The organism is Microbacterium sp. W4I4 (assembly GCF_030816235.1).
Taxonomy (GTDB): Bacteria; Actinomycetota; Actinomycetes; order Actinomycetales; family Microbacteriaceae; genus Microbacterium.
This window is the reverse complement of the sequence record NZ_JAUSXT010000001.1, coordinates 2,396,111-2,416,164: the sequence shown is the minus strand read 5'-3', so window position 1 is coordinate 2,416,164 and position 20,054 is coordinate 2,396,111. Positions and strand designations below refer to the sequence as shown.

The window sequence follows — 20,054 nt, the reverse complement described above, 5'->3', positions numbered from 1 at the left end:
CCGAACCTGACTAGTCGGCGGGAGGGGGCGTGGGCCCGTCGCTGGGATCGACGGGCAGCAGTGGCGCCGGCTGGATGGAGGTGGACGTGCCGGAGTTCGACATTCCGGACGCGCGGTCGCCGCAGAACGCGCGGTAGGTGGCCGTCACGGTCTTGCCGGCGGAGCCCTCGTCGACCGTGATCACCTCGGAGCCGGTGCCGGGGGTGAAGTTCTTCGTCGTCGAGCCGTCGTTGAACGTGGCGTTCACGACGGTCACCTCGTATCCGGCGAGCGGGTCCGTGCCGGACGGGCAGGCGTAGGTGTTCCAGCTGACGGTCGCCTCCTGGCCCTCGGTGACGGGACCGGAGATGCTCGGTGCCGATTCGGGAGCCGGGATCGAGACCTGGTCGCCGTAGACGAGCAGATCGATGGTCGAGCCGACCGGCTGGTTGCCGCCGGTGCGGACCTCGTAGATCTGACCCGTCTGCTGCTCGTTGCTCGCGGGGTCACCCGTGACGCAGTTCGCCTTCAGCTCGTTCTCCGCGAGGAGAGCGGTCGCCGCATCGCAGGTCATGCCGACGAGATTCAGCGCATCCACGTCCACCGGCGGCGGAGTGGTGTCCTCCGGCGTCGGCGGCGTCGACGGCGCCGACGACGAGGACTTCGTCTTCACCGGCGTCTTGTCGTCCTGGTTGAGGAACAGCCCGACCAGCGTGCCGCCCAGTGCGATGACCAGCAGGGCGATCAGGGCGACCAGCGGCCAGGTCCATGGACTGCGCTTCTTCTTCGCGGGCTCCTCCGTGGCGACCGCCTGCTCTGTCGGCAGCTGCGCGGTCGTGGGCAGGATGCGGGTCGAGTCGCCGTCGCCCATCCCGGTCAGGATGCGGGTGGCGTCATCGGCATCCGAGACGCCGATGCCCGCGATGGCCGGCACGGCGATCGCGGCGGAGTTCAGATCACCGCGGCGCAGCGCCTGCGCGGCGCGCGACACGGTCGCCGCCGAGGAGGGACGCTCGGCCGGCTTCTTGGCGATCATCGCCATCACCAGGTTCTGCACCGGCGTGGGCACGGTGGCGGGCAGTGCCGGGGGCTTCTCGTTGATCTGGGCCATCGCGATGGCGACCTGCGACTCGCCCGTGAACGGACGCTTTCCCACCAGGCACTCGTACGCGACGATGCCCAGCGAGTAGATGTCGGTCGCGGGGGATGCCGCGTGGCCGGATGCCTGCTCGGGCGACAGGTACTGCACCGTGCCCATCACCTGACCGGTGGCCGTCAGCGGCACCTGGTCGGCGATGCGGGCGATGCCGAAGTCGGTGATCTTCACCCGTCCGTCGGGCGTGATCAGCAGGTTTCCGGGCTTGATGTCGCGGTGCACCAGGCCCGCGGCGTGCGCGGCCTGCAGTGCGGACGCCGTCTGCGCGACGATGTCGAGCGTCTTGTCCGCGCTCAGTGAGCCGTCGCGCTCGAGCACGGTGGACAGCGCCTCGCCGGGCACCAGCTCCATGACGAGGAAGGCGGAGCCGTTCTCCTCGCCGTAGTCGAAGACGCTCGCGATGCCCTCATGGTTGACGAGCGCCGCGTGACGGGCCTCGGCGCGGAAGCGCTCCAGGAAGCCCGGATCCCCCATGTACTCGTCCTTGAGGATCTTGATGGCGACGGTGCGTCCGATGACGTGGTCCGTGGCCTCCCACACCTCGCCCATGCCGCCGATCGCGATCCGCGACAGCAGCTCGTAACGCCCACCGAACGACACACCCTGCGTCGGCCTCATCTGCCCAGCACCGCCTCTATGACTTTCTTCGCAATCGGGGCGGCAATCGCATTGCCGGAACCCGACTGTCCTTTTCCACCGCCGTCTTCGACGACGACTGCCACCGCAACCTTCGGATTCTCCGCCGGTGCGAAACCTGTGAACCACAGCGTGTACGGCCCGGAGCCGTTCTCCGCTGTGCCCGTCTTACCGGCGACATCGACGCCGTCTATTCTTGCACCCGTCGCCGCCCCGGAATCGACCCCCTGCACCAGGACCGCACTCAGCGCCTTGGCGTCCGCGGCGCTGAGCACCTGATCGAACGCCTCATCGGTGAACTGCGTGTGCACGGCGAAGTCGTCGCCGATCACGGCATCCACCATCCGGGGCTTCATCACTGCGCCGCCATTGGCGACGCCGGCCGCGACCATCGCCATCTGCAGAGGCGTCGCGGTCACCTGCCCCTGACCGAAGCCGGTCAGGGCGGTCTGCGGGTCGTTCAGGTCTGCGGGGTAACTGGAGGCGGTCGACTCGAGCGGCAGTTCGAACGCGGTGTTGAAGCCGAACTTCTCGGCCGTCTCGCGGATCGCCTTGTCGCCGAGTTCGACGGCCAGCTCTGCCATCGGGATGTTGCAGCTGCGCCGGAGAGCCTCGGCGATCGTCGCCGTCGGGCCCTCGCCGCAGGTGCCGCCCCACGCGTTCGAGACCTGGTTGTTCGATCCGGGCAACGTGTAGCGTGCGGGATTCGGCAGTGTGGACTCGAGGGTCCAGTCGCCGGATGCCAGGGCGGCGGCCGCCACGACCACCTTGAACGTGGAGCCGGGCGGGTTGAGGTTGCCGGCGATCGCACGGTTGTACAGCGGCTTGGTCGGGTCGGCGGCCAGACGGTCGTGCTCCGTGTCCACCGCCGCTCCGTCATGCGAGGCGAGCTTGTTCGTGTCGAAGCCCGGCGTGGAGGCCATCGCCAGGATGCGACCGGTGGCCGGCTCGATGGCCACCACGGCGCCCTGCAGGCCCTGCAGAGCATCCCAGGCGGCGCGCTGCGCCTTGGCGTTCAGGGTCAGGTCGACGCTGAGGCCCTGCTGCGGCTGGCCGGAGAGGATGCGCTCGATCTCGGCGAAGAACGCGTTCGAGCCGGTGCCGGACAGGTCGGCGTTCAGCGCCTGCTCGATGCCGGTGGAGACGCGGAGAGCGGGGTTGAAGTATCCGGTGACGGGGGCCCACATCTCGGCATCCGTGTACACGCGCTGGTACTGGTAGCGGTCGTCCGTCGGCACCGAGGTGGCGATCGCCGAATCGTCGACGATGATCGAGCCGCGCTGGATCTGATAGCTGTCCAGGCGCGTGCGGGTGTTCGCCGAATTCTGAGCCAGGTTGTCGGCGTCGACGACCTGGATCCAGCTGGTGGCGATGAACAGGGACATGAACATCGCGAGGATCACGAAACTCAGTCTTCTCAACTCTTTAGTCATCAGCCGATCACCACCCTCGGTTGGCGGCGCACGCCGTCGCTGATGCGCAGCAGCAGCGCGACGATGAGCCAGTTGGCGACCATCGACGATCCGCCGGCTGCGAGGAAGGGCGTGGTCAGGCCGGTCAGCGGGATGACGCGTGTGACGCCGCCGACCATGATGAACACCTGCAGGGCGATCGTGAACGACAGGCCGGTCGCGAGCAGCTTGCCGAAGTCGTCCTGGCCTGCCAGGCCGATGCGCAGCCCACGGCTGACGAACACCATGTACAGGCAGAGGATGGCGAACAGTCCCACGATGCCGAGCTCTTCGCCGAGGCTGGGGATGATGTAGTCGCTGTTGGCCAGCGGCGTGATCTGCGGGCGGCCCTGACCCCATCCGGTGCCGATGAGTCCGCCGTGGGCCAGGCCGAAGATGCCCTCCACCAGTTGGTAGCTGCCGCCCTTGGCGCTGATGATGTCGGGGTTGAAGGCGTCCAGCCAGTTCGTGAACCGGCGTTGCACGTAAGCCAGGATCCGGGTGGCGAAGAACGCTCCGGCGGCGACGCCGACCAGACCGATCAGCACCCAGCTGGTCTTGCCGGTGGCCACGTACAGCATCGCGATGAACATGCCGAAGATGAGCACGCCGGTGCCGAGGTCGCGCTGGGTGACGATGATCAGCAGCGACAGGATCCAGACCACCAGCACCGGGCCGAGCTCGCGCATGCGCGGCCAGGTCATGCCGAGGAACTTCGTGCCGACCGAACTGAGGCTCTCACGGGTGCGCACCAGGTAGCCGGCGAAGAAGATCGCCAGACAGATCTTCGCCAGCTCGCCGGGCTGGAAGGAGAACACACCCGCGATCGAGACCCAGACGTCCGCGGTCGCTCCGCGTGCCTTGAGGAAGGGGATGAAGGGCAGGACCAGCAGCAGGATGCCGGCCAGGCCCGACAGGTACGTGAAGCGATAGAGCACCCGGTAGTTGCGCAGCGCGACCACCAGCGCGATGGCGCCCGCGATCGAGATCGCCGCCCAGGCCAGCTGCTTGTTCGAGAACATCGCCCAGCCGCTGAGCTTGCCCGCGAGGTCGATGCGGTAGATCATCGCGATGCCCAGGCCGGTCAGCACGGTGGCGATGGGCAGCACGAACGGGTCGGCATCGGATGCCACGACCCGCAGCACCACGTGCAGGGCGAACGCCAGCACGGCCAGTCCCCCGCCGATGGCGAGGATCATCGGGTCGATCGCGCCCCGTGCGCCGAGCTGCACGAGGGTGAGCGATGCGCCGGCGACGACCAGCGCGAACAGGAGCAGCCAGAACTCCCGGTTGCGCTGCTTCTGCGGCATCCGGATCTTCTTCAGCGCCCTCATGACGCTGGTGTCGGCGCTGACGTCGGTCACGGTGCCGGAGCTTCCGTCGTGGGCGCCGTGGTGGGCACCGGAGTGGGCGTGGGGGTGGGCTCGGGCTCGGGAACCACGGGGAGCACGCTGGCCCGCAGGCGATCGGTGATGGCCATGGCATCCGCGAGCGACCGGGCGTTGATGGTGCGCTCGACGGCCGCCCGCTGGTAGGACGGCAGGTCGGCGAGCAGGATGAAGGTGTCCTTCATCTCGGTGGACAGCGAGATCGGGCCGAGGTTCTGCTGCACGCCGCGGTAGATCACGACGCTGTCGTCGTCAGCGCCCACGAAGTAGCGGGTCTGGGTCCAGTTGTAGGCGAGAATGCCTCCGCCGACCAGAGCGAGCACGGCGACGACGAGCGCGGCGAGCCAGGCGGCCCGACGGCGGGTGCGCCGGCGCCGGTCCTCTTCGATGATCTCCTCGAAGTAGTCGGAGTCCGGTTCGAAGTGGCTCGGCTCGTTGGCGGCCTGCAGCACCGGGTGAAGCCAGCCGGTGAGCGAGCTGCGCGGAGCGGGGACGGGCAGATCCGAGGGGTTGGATGCCGCGCCGACGACCGTCGGTGTGCCGGAGGAGAGCGGATGCGCGCCGCCCACGTCGACGAGCACCATGGTCACGTTGTCGGGTGCACCGCCGTCGAGCGCCCGCTTGAGCAGGTAGTCGGCGGTGCGGCCAGGGGCGAGACCCAGGCTCATCGCCTTGGCGATGTGGATGTCGTCGACCACGCCCGACAGACCGTCGGAGCACAGCAGCCAGCGATCACCCGGGCGGGTGGGCATGACGAACATGTCCAGGTCCGGGTCGATGTCCATGTCGCTGAGCACGCGCATCAGCACCGAGCGACGCGGGTGGTAGCGGGCCTCTTCGAGCGTGATGCGACCGGAGTCGACCAGACGCTGCACGAAGGTGTGGTCGGTGGTGATCTGCGTCAGCGCGTCGTCGCGGTAGAGGTAGATGCGCGAGTCGCCGATGTGGCCTATGACCGCGTACTCCTCGAACATCACGATCGCGCTGAGCGTGGTGCCCAGGCCCGCGAGCTCGGGGCGCTCCTTCGAGGCGCGGATCAGGTCGGCGGCAGCGGTGGTCGCCGCCGCCTGCAGTTCGGCCTGGGCGTCGTCGGTGCTCGCGTAGGCGTGGTCGAGGCTCTCGATGCGGCGGATGGCGAGGGTCGACGCGACATCGCCACCGGCGTGCCCGCCCATGCCGTCCGCGACGACGAACAGGTTCGCCCCGGAGTACCCGGAGTCCTGGTTGTTGGAGCGGACCTTCCCGGTGTGGGAGATCGCGGCGCTCGAGCCCTCGAAGACCATCTGGTGCGGTGCCCCTACGCTCGCAGCTCGAACGTCGTGGCGCCCACCTTGATGGGTGTGCCGATCTGCACCTGCACGGGCTTGTCGCTCAGGCGCTGTCCGTTCAGGAACGTGCCGTTGGTGGATCCGAGATCCTGCAGCATCCAGATGTCGCCGCGCTGCGAGAGACGGGCGTGATGGCTGGAGGTGTAGTCGTCGCGGATGACGAGGCCCGACTCGCTCGATCGGCCGATCGACATCGGATCGGTGGCGCTGAGGGGCACCTCGAGACCGACCTTGGGGCCGGAGGTGATGACCAGGCGGGTGGCGGCCTTCGCGGGGGTTCCGGCGGGGCGCGGGGCCTGATGGATCGGCGCGGGAACCGGGGCTTCGGCTGCGGGCATCTTGCGCACGCGCACGCCGAACAGATCGGCGCGCAGCGAGTAGACCACGGCGAAGACGAAGAACCACAGCAGCACCAGGAAGCCGATGCGCAGCACCAGCAGCATCAGTTCGCTCATCGTGAGACCCCCTTGGAAGCCGGAACGACGCGGAAGGTCAGCTCGGTGCGGCCGATCGTGAACACGGTGCCGGGGGTGAGAGCGGCTTCGCGCACCTTCTGTCCGTCGACCTTCGTGCCGTTCGTGGAGCCGAGATCGCGCAGCATGGCGCGCTCGCCGTCCCAGAGCACCTCGGCGTGGCGGCGGCTGGAGCCGGCATCCGAAATGGTGATGTCCGCGTCGCTGCCGCGTCCGATCACCGTGCGGGCGCTGGTCAGATCGTGAGGGCGGCCGTCGATCTCGATGACGCCCCGCCAGGAGACGCTGCTCTCGACGGAGGAGGAGTTGACCTGCACGGTGCCGGTGGAGACGCGCTCGTCGCCCTCGAGAGAGATGTGCAGGACGCCGGCGAAGCTGTAGCCCTGCGTGCGGGCGTGGGTGGTGAGCAGCGCGAAGAGCTCGTCGTTCAGCGCGTGGCCGAGCGTCAGCATCCGCTCGTGGTCCTCAGGACTCAGGCGCACGAGGTAGTCGCTGGGGGTGATGATGCGGTCGCGGCTGACCACGGCCGCCTTCGTGTCGGCCTCACGGCGCAGGGCCGAAGCGATCTCGACGGGCTGGATGCCGCTGCGGAAGGTCTTCGCGAACGCGCCGTTCACGGCGCGCTCAAGACCTCTCTCAAAGCTGTCAAGTAGTCCCACTAGGTTCCTCTGGCATGCCGACGGATACGGCCATCGTAGCCAGCCCCGCTGAATATGCGCCTGTGGAGGCGTCATCCGGGCTGATGTCGGGCCCTGGCGGTGTTCGAAGCGCGCGCACGCGCGTGATAGTCTTTTCAGGTTGTGTTCTCCGGAACACGGCGATGCGCGAGTGGCGGAATAGGTAGACGCGCTGGCTTCAGGTGCCAGTGCCTGCAAGGGCGTGGGGGTTCAAGTCCCCCCTCGCGCACACAGATATGACGGAGAGCTCCGGCCCGAAAGGGTCGGGGCTCTCTCTCATTCCGTGCGGGCTTGATCAGTGCGGCACGCGAGCTCCGGCTCCACGGTCTCAGGATGCCCTGTCCGCGGCACCGCGACGGGAGTAGCATCCGGCCATGAGACCCGAAAAATCAAGGCAACGACGCCGCTTCGCGGCCCTCATCGTCGCCGCAACCGCCCTGCTCGCCCTCCCCCTCGCGGCCGCCCCGGCCTATGCCGCTCCGCCGCCCCCGATCGCGACGTACGTGGCGCTCGGCGACTCGTACGCCGCCGGCCAGGGAGCCGGCTCCTACATCGACCCCTGCCTGCGCAGCCCGAACGGGTACGCAGCCCAGCTCGATGCCGTGCCGCGTTACAACCTGCTGCGTCAGCCGGCCTGCTCGGGCGCTCTGATCGACGACGTCCTCGGAGCACAGATCTCCTCGGTGAACCGGGGCACCACACTGGTGACCATCACCGCAGGCGCGAACGACCTGGGGATCGCGCAGGCGTTCGTCGCGTGCGCTCCCGATCTGACCTCGCAGGCATGCCAGGCCGCGCTTGCCGCGGGCAGCGCGGCCATCGGAACGATCGCGCCGAAGATGGGCGCCCTGATCGGCGCCGTGCAGTCCCGAGCTCCGCACGCGACGATCGTGGTGACCGGCTACCCCGCCCCGTTCGCACCCGGATACGCGGCCGCCGTCCCCGTCGCCGGCGCGGTCGATGCCGCAGCCGGTGCGCTCAACAGTGCACTGCAGGCCGCCGTGGCGGGCGCCGCCGCACAGGGTGCGACGGTGACCTTCGCCCCTGTCGCCTTCGGTGAGCACGCGATCGGCGGCTCGGAGGCCCCCTGGCTCGGCGGCGACTCCACCGACGTCATCGACTTCATGCACCCCAACGCGGCGGGCGCCACCGCGTACCGCGATGCGATCCTCACCGCGCTGAACTGACCTGCTCCTCCACTGCACCCTCGGGTCACGGCCCGGGGTGCGGTGCGAGGACGGCGCGTGATCCCCGGGGATTCGGTCGCCGACCGGGCCCCTCGTAGGCTCGGATCATGGACTCGAGGGGACCGGTGGAACAGGCGGGCACGGCGCGCGGCGTCGGTGTCCTCCTGGCCGGAGTGGTGCTCGCGCTCTGGATCGTCGCCGGCCGGTTCCTGTTCGGGATCGGCGGGGAGCTCGCCATCGCCTATCTGCTGATCGGCGTCCTCATCGTCATCCTGCACGTGTACATCGGCCGAGCCCTGACATGCGCCGCCGCGCGCGGCTTCGGCGTTCGGCCGTCCACCCGGGGCACGGTCATCGCGGCATGGGGATGCGGGGTGCTGCTCGGCCTCACGATCCCCGACCTCACGCCGGACGGGCTGCAGACGATCCTCACCGGTGCCGCGCAGCCATGGCTCGAGGTCGCGATCGGTGTGGCCAACCCGGCCGGGATCCTCACGGTCGCCTTCACCATCATCGCGCTGGTGCTGGCGAACCAGGATGCGCACGGCCCGCGGTCCCACGAGGACGATCTCCTCTGACGACGGCGGATGCCGCGCACAGGCGCTCCGGCGCGGTCTCAGGGCTGAAGGAACAGCCGGGCGAGCCCGTGCGCTCCCCCGTCCTCGTATGCCCGCAGCTGCCGCTGGGACCCGGTGCCCTCCACACGCACACGATCGAGGTGCGCACGCACGAACTCCGCGTCGCCGAGCTCCTCCAGCACCGGGCCGATGCCGTCCAGCATCCGCTCCACCGCCGACCACGCGCCCTGGGCATCGCCCCGGGCGCTCGGCAGACGGGCGTCCATGCCGTGCCGTGCGGCCAGCCACAGCGACGCGTCCAGCATCTCGGGCGTCATCGGATGCTCGACGACGTCGTCCGCGGCCACGAGGGCTCGGATGAGCGCGGCGAGCAGCAGCGTGTCATCGGCACTCAACTGCGCGTCGCACACGCGGGTCTCGACGGTCTCGTACCTAGCCGACAGCCGCACGGCCCAGGAGACCGATGAGCGGGCGGGCAGGGCCCCCATCTCCAACAGCCGATCGACCGTGCGGTGGTAGTCGTCCGCGTCCCGGAACGGCGGCGGCCCCCATGACACCGGCAGACGCCGGATCATCGTGCTGCGCCAACTGGCGAGTCCGGCGGGCACGCCGCCCGCGAACGGGGAGTTGGCGCTCAGAGCGAGCAGCACGGCGAGATGCTCGCGCACGCGCCGCAGCGCCCGGACCCTCGCCTCATCGTCGGCCACCTCCACGTGCACGTGCAGCCCGTTCACGACATGCTCCGACGCCAGCCGGCCGATCAGATCGGACACGTCGTCGTAGTGCGGACTCGGAGAGATCTGCGCGGCCCCGATCACGATGAACGGTGACCCGGTCGCCGCCACGAGGGTGCCGTGCTGCGCATTCTGCGCCAGCATCCGCCGCATCCGACCGAGCTGCTCCCCCGCCTGCCGGAGGGACGAGACCGGCGTGGTCGCCGCCTCGATCTGGCTCGTGACGAATTCCAGCGCCAGCGTTCCGCCGCCCTCGACCTCGCCGAGCACCCGGTCGTGCAGCTCATGCGCGGAGACCGGCGCGAGCGTCCGGCTGTCGAGCAGGACGAACTCCTCCTCGATACCGAACCGCGTGCTCCGCGACATCGTGTTCTCCTCGGAGTGAAGACGGGTGCGCCGCGGCCCCATCGGGACCGGCGGCGCACCCGTCGGTGTTGCGCATGCGTGCGCGGACCATCATCGTCCGCGATGCGGCCTGCTACTTGTCGAAGGCGTCCTTGACGTCGTCTCCGACCTTCTTCGCATCGGCCTTGACCTGATCGATCTTGCCTTCGGCCTGGAGATTCTCGTTGTCGGTGGCATCGCCGATGTGCTCCTTGGCCTTACCGGCGGCCTTCTCGATGTTGTGCTTCGCATCGTCCATGAGTCCCATGAGTCGCTCCCTTCGTGAGGTGGCGGTTCTCCGCCTCCGGTTGTCGAAGGGCCAGCATGACATCGGCGAGGCCGGACACCCAAGGGGTTGACATCGCTCAGCGGCCGCACTATCGGGACGCGACCCACGCCTTCCATCGGGCCTCGCTGAAGGCCGAGTCGCCGGCGATCTCGATCAGGCTCCGGCCCGAGGTGTCGGCGCCGTCGAGCGCGAGCTTCCACGGGTCGCCCCCGTTTTCGGCCAGGAACAGGTAATACGAGCCCGCCGCCAGGTACGACAGCCAGCCGTCCTCGGTGCCGAACAGGTCGTCGTCCATCGCCGCCGCGCCGCGGGTGGCGACCAGATCCTGCACCCGCCGGTCCTGGAGCCACTCGATCGGGGTCAAACCCGTGCGCAGCTCGATGTACGTGGCGAAGCCCTCGTACACGGACACCGGGGGCTCGTCGAAGCTGCTGAGCGGCGCCGCCGCGTAGTGCAGCCCGTGCGCGAACTCGTGCGTGAACGTGGTCAGGCGCTGATCGGCGCTGAGCGGACCCATCATCACGAGCACGCCGGAGGTGTTGTCGCCGACAGCGATGTCGGGTTCGAACAGATCGGATCGGCCGGGAGGGCGGTTCGTCGCCGTGGCATAGCCCGCGATGAGCGGATCGCCCTCGGGTGCATCATCGCCGAACTGCCACCGGTCCATGCGCTCCTGGTCGTCGGTGATCCCCGAGACGAACCCCACCATCGGCACCGACCCGCCGAGGTCGGTGATGGCCTCGATCGCCATCACCGCACCCTTCTCGGCCGTGTCGACGGTGGCGTCGACGATCGCCTTCTCATCGGCCATCCCGTAGAGCACGACATGATCGCGCGTGACGGCGTACAGCGGACCCTCGTCCCAGGGCATCGGCGTCCACGGCTCGAAGCGCGTGATGCGCAGGTCGTCGCCGTCGCCGGTGGTGGAGATGTCGTATCCGAACCCCTGGGTGAGCCGGTACCCGGCATCCGTGTCCCCGCTGCCGCGCAGCGGCCGCGACGAGAACGCCAGCTCCGCGCCGAGGAAGGCGCCCTCTCCCCCGTCGGCGCCGATGGCGGGCACGATGTACGCCGTCCCGCGTCCGAGCTTCTCGGTGTTGTCCCACCACAGCGCCAGCTGGTCCTTCGCGTCGCCGGTCGCGTGGGAGAGGAATGCGTCGCGGTCCTTGGCGCGCAGCGCCTCGTTCATCGACGTCCAGGCGTGCGGGTACTGGGCGGAGTCCGGAACGTGGTCCGGCATCCACGGCGCCAGCGGATCGGGGGACGTGAAGTCGGCGGAAGGGCCGGATGCCACGGCCGTCGGCCACTGAGACGCGGTCCACCCTGCGCTGGCCAGGACCACCAGTGCCGTGCTGAGTGCGATGATCAGCTTGGCGCGCGGGCGTCTTGGCGCCGGCGCCGAGGGCCCCTCGACGGCATCCGGGTGTGCCTCGAGGGCATCCGGGTGCCCCTTAACGGCATCCGGGTCGCTGACGGGCGGGGTCGCGTCCTGCGGCGTCAGGTCACTCATCTTCGGCCTCGGCATCCTGGATGCTGACGAGCCGGACCGCATCGTGGCCCGGACCGGTCGAGACGGCGGCGAAGGTGACGACATAGCGATCGCCGATGAGGTACTGCGTGAAGGGCGGACGCATCGCGTGCATGATGTCGGCATCCACCCGGATCAGCTCCGGCGGAAGGCTCGCGGGGTCGCCATCCGTGATGGCGGGGAAGGCCTCGAGCAGTGCGGCGGGGTCGACTCCGTCGCCCAGCACGTCGGATCCGTCGTCCTCGCCCAGGAAGCAGCTCGACGCGAACACCCCGTCGATCCGCGCGTTGTCGGCGACCTGGACGAGCGCGCTGACCGGCGCGTAGCACGCGAGCGTGTCGGACGGGCGCTCCTCGGACGCCAGGTCGAATTCGGATGCCGGGGCCTTGCCGTCCTCGGATGACGGGACGCTGAGGCCGGCGACGCGCCAGGGCCCGACCGCGGAGGGTGATTCCGTGGCATCCGCCTGCTGCGGCTGATCGTCCCCGTAGTAGAAGGGGCGCGTGAGCCACACCTTCTGCGTGACCGACGCGCGTCCCGTCTCGCCGAGAATCGTGTAGCGGTAATGCACGACGACGATGGCGCTGGCGACGTCGCTGCGGCGCAGGTCGTCGCGCGAGAAGCTCAGCTCGCCGATCTCATAGCGTGCCGACAGCTTCAGCGCATCGGCCGTGATTCGCTCCCCGAGCAGCGGTGCGCCCATCGGAACGAGTGCCTGCAGCTGCGTGCTCGCGGTGTCCTGCCAGTCGGCGTCCGACGCCGTCGCGTCATCGAGGAAGGCGCGCAGGGTGCTCTCGGCCTCACGCCGGGGGCCGTCGCGCAGATAGCCGGGCAGGAGTGCCGCGGCCGTCACGGCGGCGGATGCCACGAGGATGCAGACGATGAGCAACACGATGGTGCTCGCGGTCCAGGTGCGCGGACGAGGCGAGGTGGGAGCCGTCATCGATCTCCTCGGCAGTGGCGGTCAGAGTCAGACTACGACCACGAGCCGACGGCACGCGCACTCGTCGAGGGGTGCAGCCCGGAGAGGAACGGTGCCTCGCTGTGCGGCCGCTCCTGCTCCGTGCTGCTGATCTCCCCTCAGGTGCCTCCCGGCCCGCGATGCCGAGGTCCGTGGACTTCGAACATCCCCTTCTCGAGTGGGAGGTGCATGCGTGTGGGAAATCGATCGTCAATCATCTACCCCAGTAGGTGATGCGCTCCCCAGCCACTCGACGATCCACACATGCGCTTCGGTCCTTCCTGCAGAACACCCCTAGGTGTGCTATACGGGAGGTCCGCTCTCATCATGACACTTAATCGAGATTTTGTCCCCCATATGGGGGACAAATTCTGGATCGGTGTTGTATCCTGAAGGCTGACGCACCCTCCGGTCGTCTTCGGCCCCCATCGCTCCCCCCGCGGTGGGGGCCAACCTCGTCTTCGGGCGCATCGTTCGCCCCCGTGGACGCCCAGCGCATCGGTCGATTCTTCGCAAGCGTCCGGATGCAACATTTCGGTCACCTTCTGCCGACGTCTGTTGCGCAACGGGTCTGCTGGGATAGCGTTAGCGCAGTCGGTGCATCCTGCGTCGGCATAGCAACAAGCAGAACGGCAGTAAATGAGCACCCAGGGCACGGTCAAGTGGTTCAACTCGGAGAAGGGCTTCGGCTTCATCTCCCCTGACGACGGTGGCGCCGACGTTTTCGCGCACTACTCCGCCATCACCTCGAGCGGCTACCGCTCACTCGACGAGAACCAGCGCGTCGAGTTCGATGTGGCGCAGGGCCCCAAGGGCCTGCAGGCTGAGAACATCCGCCCTCTCTGAGGCGGGAACCGAACTCCCCATCGGATGCTGCCTCGGCGGCCTCCGATGGGGAGTTCTGCGTGTGCGGCGGCGTTCTCCTCGACGGATGTCGGCGAAAACGACGGATGTCGGCCGAAATGCCGCATCTGAGCCGACATCCGTCGTTTTCGCCGGCGGGTGAGCCGGGCAGCCGTGAGGGCGGCTCAGCCGAGCAGCAGGCTCTGCAGCTCGGCGGGGCTCGTCACGTGCGCCAGTGCGCCGTCGGCCTCATCGGGCTCGCCGAATCCCCAGCCGACGAAGATCACCGGGATGCCGTGCTCTGCGCCGCCCTCGACGTCGTGCTGACGATCGCCCACGAGCACGGGACGGGAGGTGTCGACGCCGGCCGCCCGCATCCGCTCCAGCGCCTGCGCGATCACGAACGACTTGCCGTCGGTGCGGCCGTCAGGTCCGGGGCGAGCGCCCGAGATCGCGGTGAACATATCCATCAGTGCGTAGTGCTCGAGGATCGCCTGCACCTGGTTCTCGGGCTTGGTGCTGGCCGTGGACTGCGGGATGCCGGCATCCTGCACCGCGCGCAGCACCTCGGCGACCCCCTGGGTAGAGATCGACGGATGACGCGTAGCCGTCGGCCGCCGCGAGCTCGCGATAGCGGTCGACCGCCTCGTGCGACTGCGCATCGCTCATGCCGGCGCGCAGCCGGAACGATTCGTACATGGGCGGACCGATCCACAGCGACAGCTCGGCGGGGTCGGGGTCGGCGAGCCCGTAGGAGGCGAAGACCTGACGCAGTCGCGGGAGGATGCCGGCCGACGCGTCGGCGATGGTGCCGTCGACGTCCCAGAGGATGCAGGAGTAGGACGATTCAGACATGCATCCAGCCTATGGCTGCGGCCGCGCGCGCCCCGCGACCGTGGCGAGATGCGCCGAGTGCACGGGATGCTGTCGAGTGCACGGGCTGTCCGCGTGAAGAATCCGTGCGCTCGGCGAGGTCCCGTGCTGTCGACAGGGGAGAGGGGTGGGACGCGGGGGGCTAGAACAGGCGGGGGGCGCCGGACTCGGTGCCCTTCATGTCCTCGTAGTCGAGCACGACGCAGCGGATGCCGCGATCCTCGGCCAGCACGCGCGCCTGCGGCTTGATCTCCTGCGCGGCGAACACGCCCGTGATGGGCGACAGGTGCGGGTCGCGGCCCAGCAGCTCCAGGTAGCGGGTGAGCTGCTCGACGCCGTCGATGTCGCCGCGGCGCTTGACCTCCACGGCGATGGCAGCGCCACCGGCATCCCGGATCATCAGGTCCACCGGACCGATGGCCGTTGGATACTCGCGGCGCACCAGCGTGCCGCCCTCGCTGATCAGGTCGACCTGCTCGGCCAGCAGCCGCTGCAGGTCGGCCTCCACGCCGTCCTTCTGCAGACCGGGATCGATGCCGAGGTCATGGTTGGAGTCGTGGATGATCTCGTAGATCTGCACGCGCAACGCGTCGCCGGTCTTCTTGTGGGTGACCCGCCACACCTCGACGACGCCGGCGATGGCCTCCTCCTCGCCCGGAACCTCGGGGGCGAGCGTGCACGGCGGACTCATCCAGTTCAGCGGCTTGTAGCTGCCGCCGTCGGAGTGCACGAGCAGACTGCCGTCGCCCTTGTGCACCAGCAGACGGGTGGCGAGGGGAAGGTGAGCATTGAGCCGCCCGGTGTAATCCACGGAGCAGCGGGCGATGACGAGACGCACCCGACGAGCCTACTTCGTCGCGACGGGCGGGCGACCCGCGAGGGTCAGTAGACGCGGGCGACGTGCTCGGGCACGAGGAGCGTGTCGATCACGGGAGCCCACAGCGGAACGGCGTGCCAGCCGAGATGCAGCCCCTCGGCATCGCGCGTGATGATCAGGCGATGCGGTGAGGTGGGCACCACGAGGTGCACCAGGACGGAGCCGTCAGCGCGCGCCTCTCCCCTGGCGGCCACCGCCAGCGACTCCTGGCCGTCGCCGTCGACATCGCCATCGACATCGCCGAGCACGGTGCGACTCCAGTCCTCGTCGACCTCGATCGGCCCGTGCGGCGTCGTCAGCATCCAGCGGCCCTCGCCGGCATCCGTGAGCGACCAGTCGGCGGCATCCGGGACCGGCGTCGCGTCGACGATCAGCCGATCGCGCGAGCGCCACGAATCCAGCGCGGCGATGCGGTCCGCCAGGCGCGATGCGTCGGCGGGGTCCTCCGCGAGCGCGGAGTCCTGGAACGACTCGACGAGCCGCCAGATCGCATTCAAGGTCTCCTGCGTGCGGGTGGTCGCACCCTGATACGCCACGACCACCCCGCTCTCCGGGACGATCAGCGAGAACTGCCCGTAGGCCCCGTCGAGCCGGAAGCCGTGCCGGCTCCGCCAGAGCTGATAGCCGTAGCCGAGTGTCCAGTCCAAGGTGGAGCTCTCGGATCCGCTGGTGTCCGACCACGGCGTCGTCGCGGCGCGGATGAAGTCCCGAGGGATCACCTGGCGCCCGTCGAACACGCCGTCGTCCGCCAGCGCGATGCCGATCCGGGCGAGGTCGCCGATGTCGAGGTGCAGCCCCGAGAAACCCTCGTCGATGCCGTCGAGTGGTTTCCACCAGCGGTTGCCGATGCCCAGCGGGTCGAACAGCCGACCCTTCAGCAGGTCGGTGAGCGATCGGCCGGTGATGGCGGTCGCGATCGCCGAGAGCGCGAAGCTCGCCGGGGAGTTGTAGGCGAAGTGCTCCCCCGGGATGTGCGCGGGCGCCGTCGTGAGCAGTGCGGCGGCATCGAACGGCAGCTGCTCGACCTGCTGAGCGCTGTGCCCGGTGTTCATCGTGAGCAGATGGCGCACAGTCAGCCCGTGGGGGTTCGGCAGGTCCAGGTAGCGGTCGACGGGAGCGGTGACGTCGATGAGGCCATCGGACTCGAGCAGCCCGATGGCGATCGCCGTGAATGTCTTGGAGACCGAGTAGACAAGCGATTGCGTGTGCGGAGTCCAGGGCTGCCAGGCGCCGCGGAACAGCACGTGACCGTGCCGCGCGATGACCAGCGCATGCGGGTCGAGCCCGGACTGCTCCAGGTCATCGATCAGTCGCAGCACTGCGGCCGCCGGCAGGCCGTGGCTCTCCGGTGTCGCCTCGGGAAGCGCGTCTGACATCATCTCTCCCTACTCGGATCGCCGGGCACGGCTGTGGAGACGCGCACGACGAGTCGACACCACGCTACTTGCGCGTCGCGGGGTCGGGGTGCTCTGCGGCGACGGGCGATCCGGTCCGCAGCGGCGACGCCGCGCTCGAGAACAGACCCGACATGACGACCAGCGCGACCAGGATGAACAGCGTGTTCAGCAGGCCGATGTGGTTGGCGATGAATCCGAGGACGGGCGGGCCGCCGAGGAACGCGATGTAGCCGATCGTCGCGGCCGCGCTCACCCGCGAGGCCGCCTTGGCCGGGTCGTCGGCCGCGGCCGACATCCCCAGCGGGAACCCGAGCGACGCGCCGATCCCCCACAGCGCCGCCCCCAGCAGCACCAGCGGGAACGGTTCGGCGAGGATGAAGAGCAGGATGCCGCCGGCAGCGGCCACAGACAGCACGCGCAGCACGGCGACCCGCTCCCGAAGCGGTCGACCAGCGGGCCGCCGAACAGGCGCACGACGGTCATGCCGATCGAGAACACGGCCAGGGCGAGTGCGCCCATCCCGGCCTCCTGGTGGTGGCCTTCGACGACGCCCAGGGCGATCCAGTCGTTCGCGCCGCCCTCGGCGAACGCCATGCCGAGCATGACCACGCCCAGTGCATAGGTGCGCGGCTCGCGCCAGGCCTCGAGGGCGGTGTGCATCCGTGTGGTCCAGCGCGGCGTGACCTCCGGCGTGGGGTCGAGCGCCGCCTCGCGTACGGGCACCTGGAAGAAGCAGGCCACCGCGGCCAGCACGATCACGGCGCTGACGATCCCCGCGTGCACGGCGACGTTCATCCCGAGGTGCGCGGCCAGCGCCCCTGCACCCGCACCGATCACGGTGCCGAAGCTGAAGAAGGCGTGGAACACCGGCAGGATCGTCCTGCCCATCTGCTGCTCGATGGCGGTGGCCTCGACGTTCATCATCACGTCGACCGAGCCGTTGCCGAAGCCGAAAAGCACCATGCCCAGCACCACGACGGGAATCGAGCCGAACACGTCGGTGCCCAGTCCCACCAGGCAGACGCCCGCACCGAACGTGATCATGGTGATCAGCATCCCGAGGCGTGCGCCGGTGCGCGCCATGACCAGCGGACCGGTCGAGATGCCGATGATGGAGGCGATCCCCATCCCGAGCAGCAGCAGGCCGATCTGCGCCTTGTCGATGTCGAGCGCGGCGCCGATGCTGGGCACACGCGAGGCCCACGTGGCGATCGAGAGGCCGCTGGCCAGGAAGACGGCGAAGATGGCCGCGCGCCAGCGCACGAACTGCGAGTGGGTGAGCGCGGTGTCCATCGGAACAGGGTATCGAATCGATTCGATCCCTGTCCACCGGATCGGGTTATCCTCGGAGCATGAGCAGTGTTCCGCCGCGACGTGCGACCATCGCCGACGTGGCCCGCGAAGCCGGGGTGTCGACCTCGACGGCATCCGTGGTCTTCAGCGGCAAGGTCAATGTCGCGGATGCCACGCGCGAGAAGGTGCTGGCAGCGGCATCCGCTCTGGGCTACGCCGGCCCCGATCCGCGCGCCGCGTCGCTGCGGCTCGGACGCAGCGGCATCGTCGGCGTCGTACTCGGGGGAGAGCTGCGGCATGCGTTCCTCGATCCGGTGACGACGGCGATGATGGACGGCCTGACCGACGCGCTCGCCGCGGTGAGCGCCGGCATCCTGCTGTTGCGCGATGACCCGCAGGAGGGCGAGGCGCCGCCCATCACCGAGGCGCCGGTGGACGCCTTGGTGCTTATCGGATGCTCGGCGCGCACTCGCGCTGCGCTGGATATCGTCCGGCAGCGCGGACTTCCAGTGGTCGTGATCGAGGGGGATGCCGGCGAGGGGATCCCGCGGATCACCCTGAACAACCGCGGGGCGAGCGCCGAGATCGCCGGGCATGTATTCCACCTCGGGCATACAGATGTCGCGACCGTCACCCTGCCGCTGGATGCCGACCGCGAGCGCGGCCCGATCACCGACGAGCGCGTCGCGGCGGCGACGGTGGACGTGACGCTCGACCGGCTCGCAGGCTTCCGCGAGGTGTACCCGGATGCGCCGGGCGTGACCGCAGGAGCGAGCCTGGTGGATGACGGCATGGTCGCCGCTCGATCGCTGCTGACGGATGCCGGCGGCGCGCTGCGCGCCGACCGCCCGACGGCCGTCGTCGCGCAGAGCGACCTGCTCGCCGTCGGTGTGATCCGCGCCGCTGAGGAGTTGGGGCTGAAGGTGCCGGAGGAGCTCACCGTGGTCGGCTTCGACGGCATCAACGCCGATGGGCTCGGTTCTCTGCGGCTCACGACGATCGCGCAGCCCGCCGTCGCGAAGGGCCGCGCGGCGGGGGAGCAGGTCGTCAGAATGCTGGCCGGCGAGCCGGGGGAGTCCGTGCACTTCACGTGCACATTCCGTGAGGGCGAGACCGCGGCGGCACCCGCACGCTGAGATGTGCGCGCGCCGAGTGCGGTGCGCGGTCAGCGTAATGACGGCGAAATCTGTGCGATCGGACCCACCCACACCCCAGGGCGGTGAAGACTGACGGTCTCGACTCGCCCTCCCGAGTGCTCTGTGAAGGGAACACGATGGAACTGATCTTCGTCCATGGCGCGCTGGTGAGAGATGGCCAGTGGTGGTGGCACCGCACTGCCGATCTGCTCGAGCAGCGCACAGGCGTCCGCAGCCGCTCAGTCGCGCTGCCGTCCTGCGGTGAGGGCGTGCCCGAGCAGGTATCAGGAGGTCTGGCCGCGGATGCCGCGGCGCTTCGCGCCGAGCTCGACCGCGTCGACTCCGCCATCGTCGTCGGCCACTCCTACGGCGGCACCGTGATCGCCGAGGCCGGCCGCCACCCGGCCGTCGAGCACCTCCTCTTCGTGTCGTCCTATCTGCCCGACATCGGACAGAGCCAGGGCGCGATCATGAGCGGGGAGGCCGATCCGGTGTCGATCGGCGACAACGGCGACGGCACACTCGGGGTCACCGGCTACGACGTCGCTTCCTTCAGCGCCCGCTTCCTGCAGGATGCGGATGCCGAGACGCAGCGACAGGGCTGGGACCGCGTCACGGCGCAGGCGGCCACGGCCTTCACGACGCCGACCACCGCCGCCGGCTGGACGGACGTCGACTCGACGTACATCGTCTGCGGCGAGGACCGCAGTACCTCGGTGCAGCTGCAGCGCTTCCATGCTGCGCGCGCCACTCGAGCCGTCGAGCTGCCGACCGGGCACCACCCCTTCCTCACCCGCCCTGATCTCGTCGTGGCCCAACTGGAGGCGCTGCTGCCGTAGCACCGGCACTCACGAATTCGCGCATCCGGGGAACCGGCGAAGAGCCG

20 protein-coding genes, 1 tRNA gene and 1 pseudogene are annotated in these 20,054 nt (G+C 69.3%); 6 read left to right on the top strand and 16 right to left on the bottom strand.

The genetic code is table 11. The features are described from left to right. Window positions 1-10 precede the first annotated feature (10 nt). From QF046_RS11350 to QF046_RS11325, 6 genes are read right to left on the bottom strand one after another with little or no spacing between them, the layout of a single operon-like run. Window positions 11-1,753: a protein kinase gene (locus QF046_RS11350; RefSeq protein WP_307369791.1), complete on the bottom strand. Its 1,743-nt coding sequence runs from the start codon at window positions 1,751-1,753 to the stop codon at window positions 11-13. After that, the gene (locus QF046_RS11345; RefSeq protein ID WP_307369789.1) at window positions 1,750-3,204 is read right to left on the bottom strand and encodes a penicillin-binding protein 2; all 1,455 of its coding nucleotides are present in this window, start codon (window positions 3,202-3,204) and stop codon (window positions 1,750-1,752) included. Before QF046_RS11345 ends, QF046_RS11350 begins: the two co-directional genes overlap by 4 nt. Further along, entirely contained in the window at window positions 3,204-4,556 is a 1,353-nt protein-coding gene (locus tag QF046_RS11340; protein WP_307372816.1) for an FtsW/RodA/SpoVE family cell cycle protein, read from the bottom strand. The genes QF046_RS11345 and QF046_RS11340 overlap by 1 nt, the downstream gene beginning before the upstream one ends. 26 nt (window positions 4,557-4,582) lie before the next feature. After that, entirely contained in the window at window positions 4,583-5,893 is a 1,311-nt protein-coding gene (locus QF046_RS11335) for a PP2C family serine/threonine-protein phosphatase (protein ID WP_307369786.1), read from the bottom strand. A 14-nt stretch (window positions 5,894-5,907) separates the two neighbouring features. Beyond that, window positions 5,908-6,393 carry an FHA domain-containing protein gene (locus tag QF046_RS11330; RefSeq protein WP_307369784.1) on the bottom strand — a complete coding sequence of 162 codons (486 nt, stop codon included), beginning with the start codon at window positions 6,391-6,393 and terminating at the stop codon, window positions 5,908-5,910. Further along, on the bottom strand, window positions 6,390-7,070 hold the full coding sequence (locus QF046_RS11325; RefSeq protein ID WP_307369783.1) for a DUF3662 and FHA domain-containing protein: 681 nt from the start codon (window positions 7,068-7,070) through the stop codon (window positions 6,390-6,392). The genes QF046_RS11330 and QF046_RS11325 overlap by 4 nt, the downstream gene beginning before the upstream one ends. A 163-nt stretch (window positions 7,071-7,233) precedes the next feature. Between QF046_RS11325 and QF046_RS11320 the strand changes: the two genes are divergently transcribed. The 3 genes from QF046_RS11320 to QF046_RS11310 all read left to right on the top strand — a co-directional run bounded on the left by QF046_RS11320 (window position 7,234) and on the right by QF046_RS11310 (window position 8,853). Beyond that, window positions 7,234-7,317: transfer RNA gene (locus QF046_RS11320), tRNA-Leu, on the top strand. A 145-nt stretch (window positions 7,318-7,462) separates the two neighbouring features. After that, a complete protein-coding gene (locus QF046_RS11315; RefSeq protein WP_307369780.1) occupies window positions 7,463-8,275 on the top strand; it encodes an SGNH/GDSL hydrolase family protein in 813 nt (270 codons plus the stop codon). 107 nt (window positions 8,276-8,382) lie between these two features. Continuing rightward, window positions 8,383-8,853, top strand: coding sequence for a hypothetical protein (locus QF046_RS11310; protein ID WP_307369778.1), 471 nt, complete (start codon window positions 8,383-8,385; stop codon window positions 8,851-8,853). 38 nt (window positions 8,854-8,891) lie between these two features. Here the strand turns inward: QF046_RS11310 and QF046_RS11305 are convergent, their stop codons facing one another. The 4 genes from QF046_RS11305 to QF046_RS11290 form a co-directional block, all read right to left on the bottom strand. Then, complete coding sequence (locus tag QF046_RS11305) at window positions 8,892-9,953, bottom strand: YbdK family carboxylate-amine ligase (protein WP_307369776.1); 1,062 nt, start codon at window positions 9,951-9,953, stop codon at window positions 8,892-8,894. Between the two features lie 112 nt (window positions 9,954-10,065). After that, window positions 10,066-10,239 (bottom strand): CsbD family protein, encoded by a 174-nt coding sequence (locus QF046_RS11300; protein WP_307369774.1) that lies wholly within the window; start codon window positions 10,237-10,239, stop codon window positions 10,066-10,068. A gap of 109 nt (window positions 10,240-10,348) precedes the next feature. Then, a complete protein-coding gene (locus QF046_RS11295; RefSeq protein ID WP_307369771.1) occupies window positions 10,349-11,770 on the bottom strand; it encodes a hypothetical protein in 1,422 nt (473 codons plus the stop codon). Beyond that, window positions 11,763-12,731, bottom strand: a complete 969-nt coding sequence (locus QF046_RS11290; RefSeq protein ID WP_307369769.1) for a hypothetical protein — start codon at window positions 12,729-12,731, stop codon at window positions 11,763-11,765. Before QF046_RS11290 ends, QF046_RS11295 begins: the two co-directional genes overlap by 8 nt. 657 nt (window positions 12,732-13,388) lie before the next feature. On the opposite strand from QF046_RS11290, the gene QF046_RS11285 reads away from it, so the two are divergent. Further along, entirely contained in the window at window positions 13,389-13,595 is a 207-nt protein-coding gene (locus tag QF046_RS11285) for a cold-shock protein (RefSeq protein WP_087131957.1), read from the top strand. 182 nt (window positions 13,596-13,777) lie between these two features. Here QF046_RS11285 and QF046_RS11280 read toward each other — a convergent pair whose 3' ends face one another. The 6 genes and pseudogenes from QF046_RS11280 to QF046_RS11255 all read right to left on the bottom strand — a co-directional run bounded on the left by QF046_RS11280 (window position 13,778) and on the right by QF046_RS11255 (window position 18,032). Next, window positions 13,778-14,158, bottom strand: coding sequence for an HAD hydrolase-like protein (locus QF046_RS11280; protein WP_307369765.1), 381 nt, complete (start codon window positions 14,156-14,158; stop codon window positions 13,778-13,780). A gap of 79 nt (window positions 14,159-14,237) precedes the next feature. Then, window positions 14,238-14,447: pseudogene (locus QF046_RS11275) on the bottom strand (HAD hydrolase-like protein); the annotation flags it as partial. 160 nt (window positions 14,448-14,607) lie between these two features. Then, window positions 14,608-15,303 (bottom strand): endonuclease NucS, encoded by a 696-nt coding sequence (nucS, locus tag QF046_RS11270; RefSeq protein ID WP_307369763.1) that lies wholly within the window; start codon window positions 15,301-15,303, stop codon window positions 14,608-14,610. Between the two features lie 44 nt (window positions 15,304-15,347). Beyond that, entirely contained in the window at window positions 15,348-16,721 is a 1,374-nt protein-coding gene (locus tag QF046_RS11265; RefSeq protein ID WP_307369761.1) for a serine hydrolase, read from the bottom strand. 61 nt (window positions 16,722-16,782) lie between these two features. Further along, window positions 16,783-16,992, bottom strand: a complete 210-nt coding sequence (locus QF046_RS11260) for a hypothetical protein (RefSeq protein WP_307369759.1) — start codon at window positions 16,990-16,992, stop codon at window positions 16,783-16,785. Next, the gene (locus tag QF046_RS11255) at window positions 16,989-18,032 is read right to left on the bottom strand and encodes an MFS transporter (protein ID WP_307369757.1); all 1,044 of its coding nucleotides are present in this window, start codon (window positions 18,030-18,032) and stop codon (window positions 16,989-16,991) included. The genes QF046_RS11260 and QF046_RS11255 overlap by 4 nt, the downstream gene beginning before the upstream one ends. Before the next feature lie 59 nt (window positions 18,033-18,091). Here QF046_RS11255 and QF046_RS11250 point away from each other — a divergent pair, with 59 nt between their 5' ends. Together QF046_RS11250 and QF046_RS11245 are read left to right on the top strand one after the other, a co-directional pair. After that, complete coding sequence (locus tag QF046_RS11250) at window positions 18,092-19,168, top strand: LacI family DNA-binding transcriptional regulator (protein WP_307369755.1); 1,077 nt, start codon at window positions 18,092-18,094, stop codon at window positions 19,166-19,168. A 137-nt stretch (window positions 19,169-19,305) separates the two neighbouring features. Then, window positions 19,306-20,007 carry an alpha/beta hydrolase gene (locus QF046_RS11245; protein WP_307369753.1) on the top strand — a complete coding sequence of 234 codons (702 nt, stop codon included), beginning with the start codon at window positions 19,306-19,308 and terminating at the stop codon, window positions 20,005-20,007. Window positions 20,008-20,054: the final 47 nt, after the last annotated feature.

Excerpts from the sequence above, each read along its gene's own strand:
- QF046_RS11350 (WP_307369791.1), bottom strand. The coding sequence starts at position 1,753 with ATGAGGCCGACGCAGGGTGTGTCGTTCGGTGGGCGTTACGAGCTGCTG.
- QF046_RS11345 (WP_307369789.1), bottom strand. The coding sequence starts at position 3,204 with ATGACTAAAGAGTTGAGAAGACTGAGTTTCGTGATCCTCGCGATGTTC.
- QF046_RS11340 (WP_307372816.1), bottom strand. The coding sequence starts at position 4,556 with ATGAGGGCGCTGAAGAAGATCCGGATGCCGCAGAAGCAGCGCAACCGG.
- QF046_RS11335 (WP_307369786.1), bottom strand. The coding sequence starts at position 5,893 with ATGGTCTTCGAGGGCTCGAGCGCCGCGATCTCCCACACCGGGAAGGTC.
- QF046_RS11330 (WP_307369784.1), bottom strand. The coding sequence starts at position 6,393 with ATGAGCGAACTGATGCTGCTGGTGCTGCGCATCGGCTTCCTGGTGCTG.
- QF046_RS11315 (WP_307369780.1), top strand. The coding sequence starts at position 7,463 with ATGAGACCCGAAAAATCAAGGCAACGACGCCGCTTCGCGGCCCTCATC.
- QF046_RS11310 (WP_307369778.1), top strand. The coding sequence starts at position 8,383 with ATGGACTCGAGGGGACCGGTGGAACAGGCGGGCACGGCGCGCGGCGTC.
- QF046_RS11305 (WP_307369776.1), bottom strand. The coding sequence starts at position 9,953 with ATGTCGCGGAGCACGCGGTTCGGTATCGAGGAGGAGTTCGTCCTGCTC.
- QF046_RS11300 (WP_307369774.1), bottom strand. The coding sequence starts at position 10,239 with ATGGGACTCATGGACGATGCGAAGCACAACATCGAGAAGGCCGCCGGT.
- QF046_RS11295 (WP_307369771.1), bottom strand. The coding sequence starts at position 11,770 with ATGAGTGACCTGACGCCGCAGGACGCGACCCCGCCCGTCAGCGACCCG.
- QF046_RS11290 (WP_307369769.1), bottom strand. The coding sequence starts at position 12,731 with ATGACGGCTCCCACCTCGCCTCGTCCGCGCACCTGGACCGCGAGCACC.
- QF046_RS11285 (WP_087131957.1), top strand. The coding sequence starts at position 13,389 with ATGAGCACCCAGGGCACGGTCAAGTGGTTCAACTCGGAGAAGGGCTTC.
- QF046_RS11265 (WP_307369761.1), bottom strand. The coding sequence starts at position 16,721 with ATGATGTCAGACGCGCTTCCCGAGGCGACACCGGAGAGCCACGGCCTG.
- QF046_RS11255 (WP_307369757.1), bottom strand. The coding sequence starts at position 18,032 with ATGGACACCGCGCTCACCCACTCGCAGTTCGTGCGCTGGCGCGCGGCC.
- QF046_RS11250 (WP_307369755.1), top strand. The coding sequence starts at position 18,092 with ATGAGCAGTGTTCCGCCGCGACGTGCGACCATCGCCGACGTGGCCCGC.
- QF046_RS11245 (WP_307369753.1), top strand. The coding sequence starts at position 19,306 with ATGGAACTGATCTTCGTCCATGGCGCGCTGGTGAGAGATGGCCAGTGG.